The organism is Flavobacterium hungaricum (assembly GCF_015182285.1).
Taxonomy (GTDB): domain Bacteria; phylum Bacteroidota; class Bacteroidia; order Flavobacteriales; family Flavobacteriaceae; genus Flavobacterium; species Flavobacterium hungaricum.
The window spans coordinates 471,225-486,386 of the sequence record NZ_PRDM01000002.1 but is presented as its reverse complement, the minus strand read 5'-3'; the positions used below and the strand labels follow the sequence as shown (position 1 = coordinate 486,386).

The following is a 15,162-nucleotide window of genomic DNA, read 5'->3' as shown; positions in this document are numbered from 1 at the left end:
TTAATTGATACCGTGATCTTTCATCACTTTATTTAATTTTTTCAACAAAGCGAACATTAATATTGTCGCAAAAAGCAGCAAGGCAAAATTAACCCAAAAAAAGTTTGCTTTGTGATCGTATTGATCCCACATACTTGCCAGAACGCCACTTAATTTATTACCTATTGATGTAGACAAGAACCAGCCCCCCATCATTAATGCAGTAATATTTTTAGGTGATAATTTTGACACAATCGACAATCCCATCGGGCTCAAAAACAACTCTCCGATTGTTATTACTCCATAATTAGCTACGAGCCACCAAACAGAAACTTTTTCAGAACCATTATTTCCAACATGAACAGCTGCAATCATTATCAACACAGATAATGCCGAAATCAAAAGTCCGAATGCAATTTTTACTGGTGTACTTGGCTCCTTTCTTCTGCTGCGCAAAAAAGTAAAAAATGCCACTACCAAAGGTGTTAATATAATAACCCAGCCCGGATTTATGGACTGACTTAAATTAGTAGCCCAAATAGAAATTTTTGAACCTGTTTCAGGTTTTTTATCATCGGCAACATTTCTAAAATAAACCGGATAATCAACTGTTTTTAAAACTTCTCCATTCTTTTTTTGCAGTCTAAAAGCATCATCGTACAATTCAGTCGGGCCTTTTTTATATTCTACTTCTTTTGCCAGCTTCAAACTACTAAAAACCGTTTGTGTTGTTCCGGTAATTTCTCTGTCTGTATATCGGTCTGCCCAAGTTGTTAAGGCTGAACCGTTCAATTTAAAAACTGCCCAAAACAAAATAACAACTGCAAAAATAGAAAGAAGTGCTCCTATTTGTCTTTTTTCCTCAATTTTTGCTTTAAAGTATAAACTTCCGTAAAAATAAACTACCGGAATACAAGCAAAAATAAAAGCGTCTGTACTGTCAGAACCAAAAATAGAACTGTCTACGTTTACCTCAGACTGTACTCCTTTTATCAACCACCCAATTACTCCAAATACAATAGACGGGACAAGGATATACAAAACTATTTTTGAAAACGGCATATCGCCTTCCTTAATACCTTTCTTTTCTGTTTTATTACCATAGTGTTTTGTTCCCATAAGAAACACAATTACACCGATAAACATTCCTATACCGGCCGCCATAAATGCGTAATGCCATCCTAAAAGAATTTGTAAAGCAGCTCCAAAGAAATTACAGATAAAACCTCCAACATTAATTCCCATGTAAAAGATATTGTATCCTTCATCTTTCTTTTCTCTATACTTTTCTTCGTCGTAAAAATTCCCTAGAAGTGTCGAAATATTAGGTTTAAAAAATCCGTTACCAATGATTACCAGCGTCATCGCGATATACAATACCGTCAAGTTGTGAACGCCCATCAGGAAATAACCTGCCCCCATCATCAATCCGCCCAGAATGATTGAATTTTTATATCCTAAATATCGATCCGCAACCAGACCTCCAATAAAAGGCGTAAAAAATACAAGCGCAATAAAAGTACCATACAAATCAGATGCTTCTTTCTCTGTCATGGCAAAACCTGTCTCAACATCTTTTAAGTAAAGCGTAAAGATTCCGATCATAAGATAATAACCGAAACGCTCCCACATCTCTGATAAAAATAAAAAAGACAGTGCTTTTGGATGATTCTTCCACATAAAAAACATACTTATAATTAAAAAAATTACCTATCCAAATAAATTGAATAGGTAATTATATAGAACTGCAGGGTTTAACGAACTCCGTGCATCATTTTTTTCAAAAGAGGTGTTAATGCAAACAATAAAACCGCCGCGATACCTGTAAGAACCACAAATACCATAAAGAACTCGTATAAGTTATGAATTTCGAATCCTGCAAAAACAGGATTTTGCGAGCTGATTTGATGTTTTTCTAATAATAGTAACTGTTCTGCTGTAGGCGTCACTGCTTTATCTAAAACCGCCTGAAGATCGATTCCTAATTCTTTTGCTTTTGCAAATTTATCTCCAGTAGCCGGAAGGATAGAACCTAAAGTTCCTCCTAAAGCATATCCTGATGCGTTAGACAAAAAGAATACTCCGTATAATAATGAAGCGAAACGTTTTGGCGATAATTTACCTACCAGAGACAAACCAATTGGAGATAAACATAACTCAGCACAGGTATTTAAGAAATATAATAAGATAAGCCATTTTACTAATAACAATCCAGAAGTTCCAATATAAGAAACCTGAGTTGCAATCATAAGGAAACTAATAGAAATTACTACTAATCCAACTGCTAATTTTACTGGTGAAATCGGCTCTTTTCCTTTTGCTCTTAACGTATCCCAAAGCACGCTAAAAGGCACCGCTAAAGCCACAACAAAAAGTCCGTTAAAAATTTGAACCATCGATGGAGGCATTAACCATCCGAAGAAATGCCTGTCTGTTTGGTTATCGGCAATAAAAGTCAAAGAAGAACCTGCCTGCTCAAACGCCGCCCAGAAGAAAATAATAAAGAACGAAACAATATAAATTACAATAATTCTATCTCTTTCGATTTTAGTTAAAGATGTATCCGAGATAATTAATCCCGCAAGTGCTATACCGCTTGAATAAATCAACGTATAAATTAAATTCTGACCTACAGCGTAATGAAAAAAGAATCCTAACGCAACAAATGCAATTCCTGCAATCATCAAAGATTTATTAGAAAAATTAGCCGTTTGTGCTTCGCCTTCTTCAAAATCTTCTGCAACGTTTTTAGATGGCAAACCTCCTAATGGTCTTCCTTCTGGAGAAACTACATATTTATTTTTAAGGAAATAAAACAAAACAGTTCCTATAAGCATTGCCGCAGAAGCCGCCATGAATCCCCATCTAAAAGCATGAATATCTCTAATACCGCCAGCATCTTTAACGTCACCTAATAACGGACAAATAGACTGTCCTAAAAATGCCCCAATGTTGATTCCCATGTAGAAAATCGTAAAAGCGGTATCCAATTTCGTTTTTTCTTGTTTTGGATACAAACTTCCCACCATACTTGAAATGTTTGGTTTGAAAAATCCGTTACCAAAAACGATTACCCCTAACGCAGAGTACATAATGATTTTTGCCAATTCTAGATTAGATTCAAAAATACTGCCGCTAGTAAACAGTAACATTTGTCCAATTGCCATTAATAATCCGCCTAATAAGATACAATTTCTGTTTCCTAAAAAACGATCGGCAACAAAACCTCCCAACATTGGAGTTAAATAACAAAGCCCAAGAAAACCACCATAAATCAACGAAGCTTCTTCTTCTTTCATTAGTAAAGAGTTTACTAAAAATAAAGTCAATAGCGCCCGCATTCCATAAAAATTGAACCTCTCCCACATCTCCGTTCCAAACAATACCCAAAGTCCTTTTGGATGCCCTGATTTTACTTGAGTTTCTACCATATTTGTTGTTATTTAATTTTAGATTAAGTTTTTAGATTATAAATTTTCCTTAATAAAATTACTCATTTTATTATAAAGCTGAATTCTGGTTGCACCACCATAAATACCGTGGTTTTTATCTGGATAAATTTGAGAATCAAATTGTTTATTCGACTGAATTAAAGCTTCCATCATCTGCATTGAATTCTGAACATGTACGTTATCGTCTGCACTTCCGTGAATTAATAAAAACTTACCTTTCAATTTTTCAACATGATTAATCGGGGAGTTTTGATCATAACCGCTTGGATTTTCCTGTGGTGTCTGCATGTATCTCTCTGTATAAACGCTGTCATAAAAACGCCAGTTGGTTACCGGTGCCACAGCGATTGCCATTTTGAAAACATCATTTCCTTGAAAGATACAGTTAGAAGCCATGAAACCTCCATAACTCCAGCCCCAGATTCCAATTCTAGAAGCATCAACATAAGGATATGCTCCAATCACTTTAGCAGCATCAATTTGATCTTCAACTTCGTATTTACCTAATTGTAATTGCGTTACTTTTTTAAAATCAGCCCCTTTATAACCAGTTCCTCTTCCATCAACACAAGCTACAATATAACCTTGCTGCGTCAGCATCATGAACCAATATTCATTAGAGCTTCCCCATCCGTTCACTACTTGCTGTGATCCTGGACCAGAATACTGAATCATAAATACCGGATACTTTTTTGAAGGATCAAAATCTTTTGGCTTCATAATCCAAGCGTTCAATTCGTTTCCTTTTGCTGTTTTCAAAACAAAAAACTCTTTTGCCGGCAAGTTATATGCTTTTAATTTATCTGCAAGTCCTTTATTATCTTCAATTACCTTAACTTCTTTTCCAGCCTTAGCTTCGTTTAAAGTATAAATTGTAGGCTGTGAAGCACTGGAGAATGTATTGATGAAATATTGAAAATTAGGACTGAAGGTTGCCTTATTTGTTCCCGTTTTTTGAGTTAAACGCAGTTTGTTTTTTCCGTCCAAACCAATTCTGTAGATATCTCTGATAATAGAACCATTTTCTGTAGATTGGTAGAAAATAGTTTTTGTTTTTTCGTCGAAACCGTAGTATGAAGTTACTTCCCAGTTTCCTTTAGTAACCTGATTTTTAAGTTTTCCTGTTTTATCATATACATAAATATGATTAAAACCGTCTTTTTCGCTCGTCCAGATAAAACTGTTGTCTTTTAAGAAAGTCAAATTATCTGTTACATCAACGTAAGCTTTGTCTTTTTCATTCAAAACTACTTTTGCAGCGGCAGTTGTACCGTCTACAAATAGTATATCAAGATTATCCTGGTGTCGGTTTAAAACCTGAGCAGATAATACATTCGCATCATTTGTCCATTGTAATCTTGCGATATAGAAATCATTATAATTTCCTAAATTTACTTTTTTAGCAGCATTTGCTGCTACGTCATAAATATGTAAAGAAACCTCTGAGTTTTTTTCTCCTGCTTTTGGATATTTAAATGTCTCGATTTTAGGGTATAAATCTTTTTGGAAAATAGACATTGAAAATTCTGGAACCTGACTTTCGTCAAAACGGATATAAGCTAGTTTTTTGCTGTCTTTACTCCAGTCAAAAGCGCGAACAAATGCAAATTCTTCCTCATAAACCCAGTCCGTAATCCCATTTATAACCGCGTTTTTCTTTCCATCTGTTGTAACTGCAGTCGATTTTTTTGATGCAACATCATAAACATATAAATTGTTTTCTCTTGCGTAAGCGATTTTTGTTCCGTCTGGAGAAAAAGTTGGTTCTTGAATTTGAAAGTCAACCAATTTTGTTAACTTTTTTGAAGCAATATCATATAGAAAATAATCTGCAGTAAAAGAGTGGCGGAAAATTTGATTTGTATTACAAGCAATCAAAATCTTTTTTTCTGTCGCATCAAAAGTATAGCTGTCGATTCCGTCAGAAAGCTCTTTATACTCCTTAGTGTCAATTAAATTGGTAACCTTTTTTAATGTAGCAAAATCATAAAGTCCAATCTGCATACTTCTGCTCGCCTGATCTACATTCAACACCGTATATTGGTCTGTATTTTTTAACGATTGCAGTTCATCCATGCCTTCCGCACGAAAAACACCGCCAAAAATGCTCTCGACAGTTATCTTTTGCTGTCCAAAAACGGCTGTAACCAAAAATAAAAGAACTAGAGTAATTTTACTTGTATTCATTATAAATTATTTTAAATATAAAAAGAGCCCAATTTTAGTAAAAAAAATAAACATAATACACATTTTAAGTGTTAAATGTTAAAAAAAATAACGATTGCGTATTTTGATCTTACAAATACGTTGCAAACAAAACTCTTAAAATGGTATATTTGCCGCAACATTATTATTTAAAATATTGAGAATGAACAACGCCGTAGCTGGATTTTCGAAATTATCCAAAACCGAAAAAATAAACTGGATTGCAGAAACCTATTTTTCAAATGCCGAAGAAGCGCTAACGATTATAAGAAATTACTGGAATTCAGACGAAAAGCTCCAACAGCTGCACGATGAATTCATCGAAAATACGATTACCAATTTATATATTCCGCTTGGTATTGCTCCCAATTTTTTAATCAACGGAAAATACAAAACCATCCCGATGGCAATTGAAGAAAGTTCTGTTGTTGCCGCAGCGTCCAAAGCTGCAAAATACTGGGCTTCAAGAGGCGGGTTCAAAACCACGATCATAGATACCGAAAAAATAGGGCAAGTTCACTTTACATACAGCGGTGATTCTGAAAAACTACATGCTTTTTTTGATAGAATCAAACCAAAATTCTTTTCAGAAACGCAGTCAATCACCAAAAACATGCAGCAGCGCGGCGGCGGTATTTTAGATATAAAGCTTAAAGACAAAAGAAGTCTTCTTGAGCACTATTACCAGCTTCATGCAACGTTTGAAACCAAAGACAGCATGGGCGCTAATTTTATCAATTCTTGTCTGGAACAATTTGCCGCTACTTTAAAGGAAGAGGCACAGAATGAAAAACTGCTGGCCGATGGCGAAAAACTGGAGGTGATCATGAGCATTTTATCAAACTACGTCCCAAATTGCCTGGTCCGCGCAGAAGTTTCTTGTCCGATAGAAGAATTAGCAGAAAAACATATCACAAACCCGCAGGAATTTGCAGAACGTTTTCTACAGGCTGTTCAAATCGCAGAAATAGAACCTTTTAGAGCGGTTACACACAATAAAGGAATTATGAACGGTGTCGATGCCGTAGTTCTTGCTACAGGTAATGATTTTAGAGCTGTAGAAGCTGGAGTACATGCCTACGCCTCAAAAAATGGTCAATATGCCAGTTTATCGCATGCAAAAATAGAAAACGGAATCTTCTCATTCTGGCTCGAAATTCCGCTTGCACTAGGAACTGTTGGCGGCCTTACGTCACTTCATCCTCTTGTAAAATTCTGTCTGGAAATACTCGAAAATCCTTCGGCAAAAGAGTTAATGGAGATTGTTGCAGTAGCAGGTCTGGCGCAGAATTTTGCTGCGTTACGTTCTTTAACTACAACCGGAATCCAAGAAGGACACATGAAAATGCATCTTAACAATATCATCAATCAATTTGAGGCTACAGATGAAGAGCGCTATTTAATAAAAGCGCATTTCAAAAAAACAGCCGTTTCTCATAGTGCGGTAGTAGAATTTATTGAAAATTTGAGAAAACAAACTAAATAGAATTCCAAAAAAATTTAGTCTCCAAATAAATTCCAAATTCCAACGAAAATCGGAATTTGGAATTTATTTGGAATTTGGAATTTCAAATATTGGAATTTATACAAGCATGAAAAAAACATTTTACAGTAACGGAAAATTATTTATTGCCGGAGAATATTTAGTATTAGATGGGGCAGATGCTTTTGCGTTACCGACAAAATTTGGACAAGATTTAATTATTGAACAAAATGGTGATAATCAAATCGAATGGAAAAGCTACGATTATGATCAGCATTTATGGTTTGAGGAAACAATTTCATTTGATGAAATAAAAAAACGCCCGGAAATAAAGGTCGAGACTGTAAAATCAACTTTAATTGATATTCTTCACGAGGCATATGTTTTAAATCCAAAATTTATTGATAACGCGACTGGTTTTAAAGTAAGTACACACTTGTCTTTTCCTAGAAATTGGGGTTTAGGCACTTCTTCTACCTTAATTAACAATATCGCACAATGGGCGGATGTGAATGCTTTTACCTTACTAAAAAATAGTTTTGGAGGAAGCGGCTACGATATTGCCTGCGCTCAAAATAATACGCCTGTTCTTTACCGCATAGAAGATAATTTTGTACAAGCAGTCGATTTTAATCCTGATTTTAAAGAACACATCTACTTTGTTTATTTAAATAAGAAACAAAACAGCAAATCAGCGATATACGCTTATAACAATAACAAGAATCATAACTTATCACAAAGCGTTTTAAAAAACAATAAAATCACCAGCGAAATCCTCAATGCCAAAACATTAAAAGAGTTTGCCGCTGCGGTTCAAAAACATGAAATTCACTTAAGTAATATTCTAGAAATGCAGACCATTAAAGAAGCTGTTTTTCCAGATTTTAACGGTGTAATAAAGAGTCTTGGGGCTTGGGGAGGTGATTTTGTAATGGTTGTTTCTAAAGACAACCCGAAAGATTACTTTCTTTCCAAAGGATATGAAACGATTTTGACTTATGACGAAATGATTTTATAAAAAAATCGTATTAATATAAATCACTAAAAGTTTACTCTCTTATTCTTTACATTTTGTTTGGTTTCCAAACGACGAACATTTTGGCTTTCTTGTTCATTAGACTCTATAAGTCTGTTGTGCAGACGTTCGGCCATTTTCTCGATACTGTTGGTGATCGAATCGTATACCAATTCCATACGTCGGTGTTTTTCTTCTTTAACAGCTCTCAAAACATCTTCAACAAAAACTTTATCGTATTTTTCAGCAACAGAATCGCGTGTATTTGTTAATCGGATAACATAATCGTTACTTAAGATTGTAACCTTAAAATGCTGTTCTTCGTTGCTTAAATAATATTTCCCACCCAATTCATCTACATTGATGTCGGTACTGCTCACTTTTAAAAGCTCAATGATAATACCATAAATATGACTTTCAATTTTGGTATATACTCTAGGCTTCTTTTTAAAAAATTTAAAAGTAAAAAACATTAAATGTTTGATTATTAAAGTAATTCGTTTTCAGTTTTTTTGGATTGATTTTTTTTTTATAACGAAAAAATATGTTAAATGAAAAATCGGACAAATTAACTGTAATAATTTGAATATCACAAATTTTTTAAATTAAATTTCTATTACACCTATATAATATCAGAAAATTAACCAAATTTTATTACAAAATACAATTTTACAAATGGCATTAAAAACAAAACCCGAAACATTGCTGCTTCGGGTTTCTTTATTTCTTTACTAAAAAATTTTAGTAGTTGAATTGTAATCTATTGTCTTCAATTTTAGCATTGTTTTTCAAAGCAGGCAGTACTCTGTTAACATCAGATGCACTTTGTGCTTTTACTTTTTCAACATAAGCTGCGTGATTTGCAATTGCAGGTGCTTTTACTGTGCTGATGTTTTTTACCACATAAACTCCAGTATTTCCTTCAATTGGAGCAGAAACTTTATTAGCAGCTAAAGCAAATGCATTTCCTACAACTTTTGGTTCTTGACCAACACCTCCAGGTAAAACCGGATTGTCTAAAGTTACGTCAGCAGCTTGTTGTACAGCAACACCAGCACTTTTAGCAACCGCTTCGATTGTTGCACCTGTCATTTTAGCTTTTAATATTTCTGCTTTTTTCTTGTTTTTCAAGATAGATTCTACATAAGGTCTTGCCATAGTTACAGAAACCAAACCAGATTTGTTTTCTCCTTTGTATTGTGCTATAACGTGACCGATATTAGCCAATTCAAAACGTTTAACATCACCTGTATTTGTTTCTTTATCAAAAGCCCATCTTATAATGTTGCGTTGGTTTCCTAGAGGTCCAAATGCTTCATCCATCGCTTTTGCAGTTACAGGAGCAGAAGGTTTTAAACCTAACTCTTTTGCAGCAGCGTTAAAATCTTTTTTACCAGCTTCCATTTCAAATTTAGTAGCCAATGTAAATACTTTATCTGATGTAGCTTCAGAAGGCTCAATTTTCTGAGCGATTGTAGCCAGACGAATTCCGTCTTGTTTGTCTGTAATTTTAATAATATGGAAACCAAAAGGAGTTTCTACTAAACCAACTTTACCAATACCGTTGCTGAATACAAAATCATTGAATGGTTTTACCATTTGGTTAGGACCAAAATATCCTAAATCTCCACCTTGCTGTGCAGATGAATCATCTGAGCTTGTAAATGCAAGCATCATGAAACTATCTGGATTAGCTTGTACTTGTGCTAAAACTTCTTCTGCTTTTGCTTTAGCTTCTTCTTTAGTTCTTTTCTCTTTTGGATTTGGAGTTTGAGATCCTTCGTAACCAATTAAGATATGACTTGCTTTTGCGTTAACACCAGCTTTAAATCCTAAAGATTTAGAAATTGCATAGTATCTTCCGAAAACATAAGGACCGTAAATAGCTCCAGCAGGAAGACTGAACAATTTATCAGCATCTACTGCAGGTAAAGCATTTTTAGGAACATAAGTAGAATCATAAGGTACATCAGAATTTGAGTTTACAAATTCAGCAATGTTTGTTGCGCTTCTAAAACCTGGCAACGTATCTGTTTTACCTGTTTTTTCGTTATATTCTGGTCTAGCATTTAATAAAGCATTCAATTTAGCTTTAATTTCAGCTTCATCTTGTGCAGATGGTTTGTCTTCTACTAAAACGTACTGAATTTCACGAGTTTCATCTGCTTTGAATTTTTTCTCGTTTTTCTTCATGTAATCTACAATTTCTGAATCAGAAATTTTTACATCACTGTCTTTTATAGAAGAATATAATGCTGCAGCATAAGCAAAGTTTACTTTGTTAGACTCCATTTCATATTTCAACTTTCCTTCGCTTGCTGTAGTATAAAGTCCAGCTTTAATTAAAGTATTATAAATTTGAAATTTTGCATTTAACTCCGCATCTTTTTCCTTTTGAGCAATAAATTGCGCTGCTTCTGGATTTGCTTTAAAGTAATCTTTGAATTTTACAATGTCAAAAATTCCCGCTGCATTTAAAAACATAGGGTTTTTACCAATATTTGGATCCGCTTTTAAAACTTCGATAAGGTGTTTTTCACCTACTCTCAATCCTAATTTCTCGAACTGTGTTGACAACAATGCGATTGAAACCTCTTGATCCCAAACTCGGTTTGCAGCTTCAGTGGAAGTAATTCCTTGCCCACTTTTTTCAACATTACTAACTTTAACTCTAAAGTCTTCAAATGAAATATCTTTTCCATCGATGCTTCCTACATCTTTTGAACTTTGACTAAATGTTCCTTTACCGATAAGATCTTGAATTATAAATGCAAATAATGCAAGTGCAATAACTCCTATCAATAAAGCGGAACGCTGTCTAATTTTTGCTAAAACTGCCATTTTATTGTTATTAATTTTATATTCAGTTTGCGAAAATACAATTATCTAGTTAATAACAATACAACTAGCGTTTTATTTTCGACTTTTTTTTTCATTAATTTAAAAAATCATTCTTTAATTATCATTTTTACCAGCTCTATCTTCTTATTTGAAGCTTCCTGTATGACAAAATGATATTTATCTATTACAATTTTATCTCCTTTTTGCGGAATTTCTTTAGTGTGATATACGATAAAACCTCCTAACGTTCCGTAGGCATCTTCTTCTGGAATCATCAATTTGTAAGTTTCATTCAAATACTCCACATCCAATCGCGTAGAAAACAAATACTTGCCATCTCCCAATTCTTGTTCGATTAATTCCTCGTCCAAATCGTGCTCGTCTTCTATTTCGCCAAAAAGCTCTTCAACAATATCTTCAATTGTAAGTATTCCAGAAGTACCGCCATATTCATCAAGCACCACTGCAACATTTTTTCTTTTTTTTATCAAAAGACTCAACACATCTTTGATCAGAATTGTTTCTGGAACATTTTCCACTGTCATTAAAACCGATTTAATTGTGCTTGGTTTTTTAAACAAATCAAATGAATGAACATATCCAACTATATCGTCTAAAGAGTTTTGACTGATGATAATTTTAGAATATCCTGTTTCTATAAACAACGCCTTTAGATCGGCAACAGAGTCAAAAAGATCAATGTCAACAATTTCTGTACGGGGTGTCATGACATCGCGTGCTTTTACACCCGAAAATTCTAATGCATTTTGAAAGATTTGAATTTCAGAATCTACTTCTTCATGTTCTTCTACATCGCTCATCTGTTCGCTGATATAATTTCCCAGCTCTACCTTACTAAAGAGCTGCAGCTGATCGCCGGCAGTTTTAAAAAATTTCCTTAAAACAAAATCGGCAATCCAGATAAAAAATGACGAGATATAATAAAAGAATCTGTAAAACAGATAAGCCGGAACGGCAAATATCTTGATTAAGGAATTGGCATAGATTTGAAAAAAGACTTTTGGAAAAAATTCAGCTGTCAATAAAACAATAAAAGCCGCAACCAAAGTCTGCACCAGTAAGCTTATCCAGTCTGAAAATACAAAACCCAGATTAGTAATCCACCGTAGGATTACATCGCCCATAAAGAAGCCGTAAACCACCAATGCCAGATTATTACCAATAAGCATCGCTGCAATAAACTTAGAAGGATTCTCGGTAAGTTTTGCCAGAATTCGCGACAAAAAATTATCTTGTCTTTTTTCTATTCCGAGGTAAATTTTATTGGAGGAAACAAAAGCTATTTCCATTCCCGAAAAAAAGGCTGCTAGTATTAAACATATTATTATAATACTAATTTCCATTTTTTACTGTTTTTTGTTTTTATCTTCAAATTTCTTGACAAATCTTCTTCTAAAGAAAAACATAAATACTGCCATACCCGCTATTAAAAAACTCAAGGCAGCAGTATCATTCTGTTCATTTAGCTTTGTAAAACCGTCGTAAATAAAGTAGATCGCAAAAGCAATGTAAATGTATTGTGTATATTTTAAATATCCCATATTTTTATTCTTCTGATTCAATATCACCGCTGATACGCTGTGAATTGATCACTTTAAAATCTTTACTAAAATCGATTCCCTGACCAAAAGAAACTCCTTTTGCATCTGTCAATTTAAATTTTCTTTCGGTGTAAAACCATTCATTCTTCTGGTCAAAATACAATTGTTCTGTCTCCAGAACCTGACCCTGCTCTGAGGTAATTTTTACCTTCCCGATCAAATCAATAATCCCTGTGTTTTTATACGAGACAGCGTAGTTTCCTTTTATAAAAGTACGCTTTTGTTTCTTGTCGTACAAAGTAACATCTATACCCTTTGGAAATTCGGTAAAAGGAAAATCCAAATTTGAATAATCAAGCATTTTTGGACTTATCAAAACAACCGAAATCCGGCCAGAATCTGTATACTTAATATTGACTGTATCAGCATCGCTAGCAGGCACAAATTCTGAGAAGTTAATTTTTTGAACTTCTTTAAAATTACTTTCGCATCCAAAAAACAGTGTCACGGCTGTAACCGTGACAAGTAGAATACTATATCTTTTTGATAAATTCATCTGTCAAAAGTAGTAAATTGTACTGAGCTTAAAAAAGATAAATTATATGTTAGTTGAATTTACTCTTCACGAACCATTTGTCGTTGAAAGAGAAACTGGCACTGAAGTTTAAATAATTCTCTTGAACCAAATTAGATGATACGGTTCCTCTTTTTCCAAATTCAATACCAATATTTACGTTAGAAAAAGTTCCAGTAATCGGAATACCAGCTCCAAGAGTCATTCCCACATCTTTAATTGATTCATTATTTACAATTAAACCAATTTTTTCATATTTCAATCCTGCTCTATAGGTAATTCTGCTTAAATAACTTGTAAAAGAAGTATAATTAGGAATATAGTAACCTCCGACTGCAAATTTACTATACTTTTCGTATTGAACGTTTGAGCTTGCATTGTAATAGTTTGCCAATTGTCCGTCTCCTTGAAGAATCATTGTTGTTCCTACAAGCCATTTTCTTGCTTCTCCGATTCCTGCCCCAATAGTTAACTTACTTGGCAGTGTTAATTTTTGAGAAACTGGTGAATAAGTATAAGGATCCGGATCACCGCTTACCGTGATTACTCTTGTATTGTCTGAGTTTAATTTACTGTCCAAAGAGTAACTCAAACTAGTAAACAAACTTACTTTTTTGTAAATTTTAGTTTGATACATCGTACCTAAATTAAAGCTTGCACCAGACAATTCTGAGGTATTTACTTCGGCAGTGCTATTCTGTACACCCGATACTGCCTCAATACTTGTCGTTGTAATTTTACCAAAATTGTACTGTACATCTGCTCCCACATTCCAATTTGGTTTAATTTTGTAAGCCAAAGCAAAATACACTTTGTTTACTCCGCCTTTTCCTTCAAGCTGTGCGCTTGTCGCCCCTTCTGTACCAGTATTGTCGTTCAGGATTTTATACCCTACAGAACTTACTGGGATCAAACCAAAAGAAGCTCCAAATTTACCCATCGGAATTCCTACAGCTAAATAATCAAACGTAGATCGCTGTGCTTTTTCTGATTGTTCATTGGTTTTTAATGTCGAAGTTGCAAATGTCCCCCCAACTGTAAAAGCAGTCTGCCCCAAACTCGCATAACTTGCCGGGTTATCAATATTTAAATGGATACTGTCCTGCTCTACTGCCACTCCAGCCATAGATCTAAACTCAAGAGTTCCTTTGAATCTCGAATCACCAATTCCGTAAAAAGAATAAGGCGAGGCTGTACCTTGTTGAGCAAATGAAGCGAACGATATAAGCAGACAAGCGCTTATTATAATTTTTTTAATCATTGTCGATTTTATATTGATATGTTTGGTTCAAACTCTCTAGAAGGAAATTTGAATTGGCAAATATGGTATTTTTTAATCGTTTAGCCAAAAAATCTGCATCGCCTCCCGTTAAAATTATGATAAAATTTGAAAATTGAGCGCGATATTCATCGATAAAACCGTCAATCTCATAGACGAAACCGTTTACAACTCCAGAGTGAATAGCTTGTGCGGTGGAGTTTCCTATATAAGATTCGGGATCTTCTAAAGTGAGCAAAGGCAGTTTGGCCGTGAAGTTATGCAGAGATTCATATCGCAATCGAAGTCCCGGAGAAATGGCACCGCCTAAATAATTGTCATTTTCGTCGATGAAATCGTAGGTAATGCAAGTTCCGGCATCTATTACCAGTCTATTTTGTTTTGGAAACTGCAAGGTGGCTCCAGCAGCCAAAACCATACGATCAATCCCTAATGTTTTTGGCGTTGCATATTTATTGACGAACGGAAAAATATCTTCGTGGGTTAAAAAATGAATTTTCAGGTCTTTTTCGAATAAGAAAAAAGACTCTTTTTCGATTTTTCCGACCGATGCCGCAACCAAATCGCTGCATTTTGGATATTTTTCTAAAATATTTTTAATTTTTTTTTCGAGTTCATTTTTCTCAAAAATAAAATTCTCCAGCGCATTATTATCCTCAAAGACAGAAGCTTTAATTCGCGTATTTCCAACATCAACCGTTAAAATCATGTTTTATTATTTACTAATGCGAAGGTACGAATTGATTTTTTTAAAAAAATGTTTTGGATAAAC

At 34.3% G+C, this 15,162-nt stretch carries 12 protein-coding genes; 2 read left to right on the top strand and 10 right to left on the bottom strand.

What is annotated here, in order from left to right:
* From C4F50_RS09890 to C4F50_RS09880, 3 genes are all read right to left on the bottom strand, one after another.
* Positions 1-1,659: a peptide MFS transporter gene (locus C4F50_RS09890; protein ID WP_193846445.1), complete on the bottom strand. Its 1,659-nt coding sequence runs from the start codon at positions 1,657-1,659 to the stop codon at positions 1-3.
* Positions 1,660-1,733: 74 nt separating this feature from the next.
* Positions 1,734-3,410 (bottom strand): peptide MFS transporter, encoded by a 1,677-nt coding sequence (locus C4F50_RS09885; RefSeq protein ID WP_193846443.1) that lies wholly within the window; start codon positions 3,408-3,410, stop codon positions 1,734-1,736.
* 36 nt (positions 3,411-3,446) lie between these two features.
* Positions 3,447-5,618 (bottom strand): S9 family peptidase, encoded by a 2,172-nt coding sequence (locus C4F50_RS09880; RefSeq protein ID WP_193846441.1) that lies wholly within the window; start codon positions 5,616-5,618, stop codon positions 3,447-3,449.
* A 181-nt stretch (positions 5,619-5,799) separates the two neighbouring features.
* Here C4F50_RS09880 and C4F50_RS09875 point away from each other — a divergent pair, with 181 nt between their 5' ends.
* Positions 5,800-7,122: a hydroxymethylglutaryl-CoA reductase, degradative gene (locus C4F50_RS09875; protein WP_193846439.1), complete on the top strand. Its 1,323-nt coding sequence runs from the start codon at positions 5,800-5,802 to the stop codon at positions 7,120-7,122.
* Between the two features lie 106 nt (positions 7,123-7,228).
* On the top strand, positions 7,229-8,137 hold the full coding sequence (locus C4F50_RS09870) for a GYDIA family GHMP kinase (RefSeq protein ID WP_193846437.1): 909 nt from the start codon (positions 7,229-7,231) through the stop codon (positions 8,135-8,137).
* A 23-nt stretch (positions 8,138-8,160) separates the two neighbouring features.
* Here C4F50_RS09870 and C4F50_RS09865 read toward each other — a convergent pair whose 3' ends face one another.
* The 7 genes from C4F50_RS09865 to C4F50_RS09835 form a co-directional block, all read right to left on the bottom strand.
* Positions 8,161-8,607 (bottom strand): hypothetical protein, encoded by a 447-nt coding sequence (locus C4F50_RS09865; RefSeq protein ID WP_193846435.1) that lies wholly within the window; start codon positions 8,605-8,607, stop codon positions 8,161-8,163.
* Between the two features lie 268 nt (positions 8,608-8,875).
* Complete coding sequence (locus tag C4F50_RS09860) at positions 8,876-10,975, bottom strand: peptidylprolyl isomerase (protein WP_193846433.1); 2,100 nt, start codon at positions 10,973-10,975, stop codon at positions 8,876-8,878.
* 107 nt (positions 10,976-11,082) lie between these two features.
* Positions 11,083-12,339 carry a hemolysin family protein gene (locus tag C4F50_RS09855; protein ID WP_193846431.1) on the bottom strand — a complete coding sequence of 419 codons (1,257 nt, stop codon included), beginning with the start codon at positions 12,337-12,339 and terminating at the stop codon, positions 11,083-11,085.
* 3 nt (positions 12,340-12,342) lie between these two features.
* Positions 12,343-12,537, bottom strand: coding sequence for a hypothetical protein (locus C4F50_RS09850; RefSeq protein WP_193846429.1), 195 nt, complete (start codon positions 12,535-12,537; stop codon positions 12,343-12,345).
* Between the two features lie 4 nt (positions 12,538-12,541).
* Entirely contained in the window at positions 12,542-13,093 is a 552-nt protein-coding gene (gene lptC, locus C4F50_RS09845; protein ID WP_193846427.1) for an LPS export ABC transporter periplasmic protein LptC, read from the bottom strand.
* Positions 13,094-13,142: 49 nt separating this feature from the next.
* Positions 13,143-14,372: a BamG family beta-barrel-assembly machinery protein gene (gene bamG / locus C4F50_RS09840; protein WP_193846425.1), complete on the bottom strand. Its 1,230-nt coding sequence runs from the start codon at positions 14,370-14,372 to the stop codon at positions 13,143-13,145.
* Complete coding sequence (locus tag C4F50_RS09835; RefSeq protein WP_193846423.1) at positions 14,365-15,099, bottom strand: type III pantothenate kinase; 735 nt, start codon at positions 15,097-15,099, stop codon at positions 14,365-14,367. Before C4F50_RS09835 ends, bamG begins: the two co-directional genes overlap by 8 nt.
* Positions 15,100-15,162 lie beyond the last annotated feature (63 nt).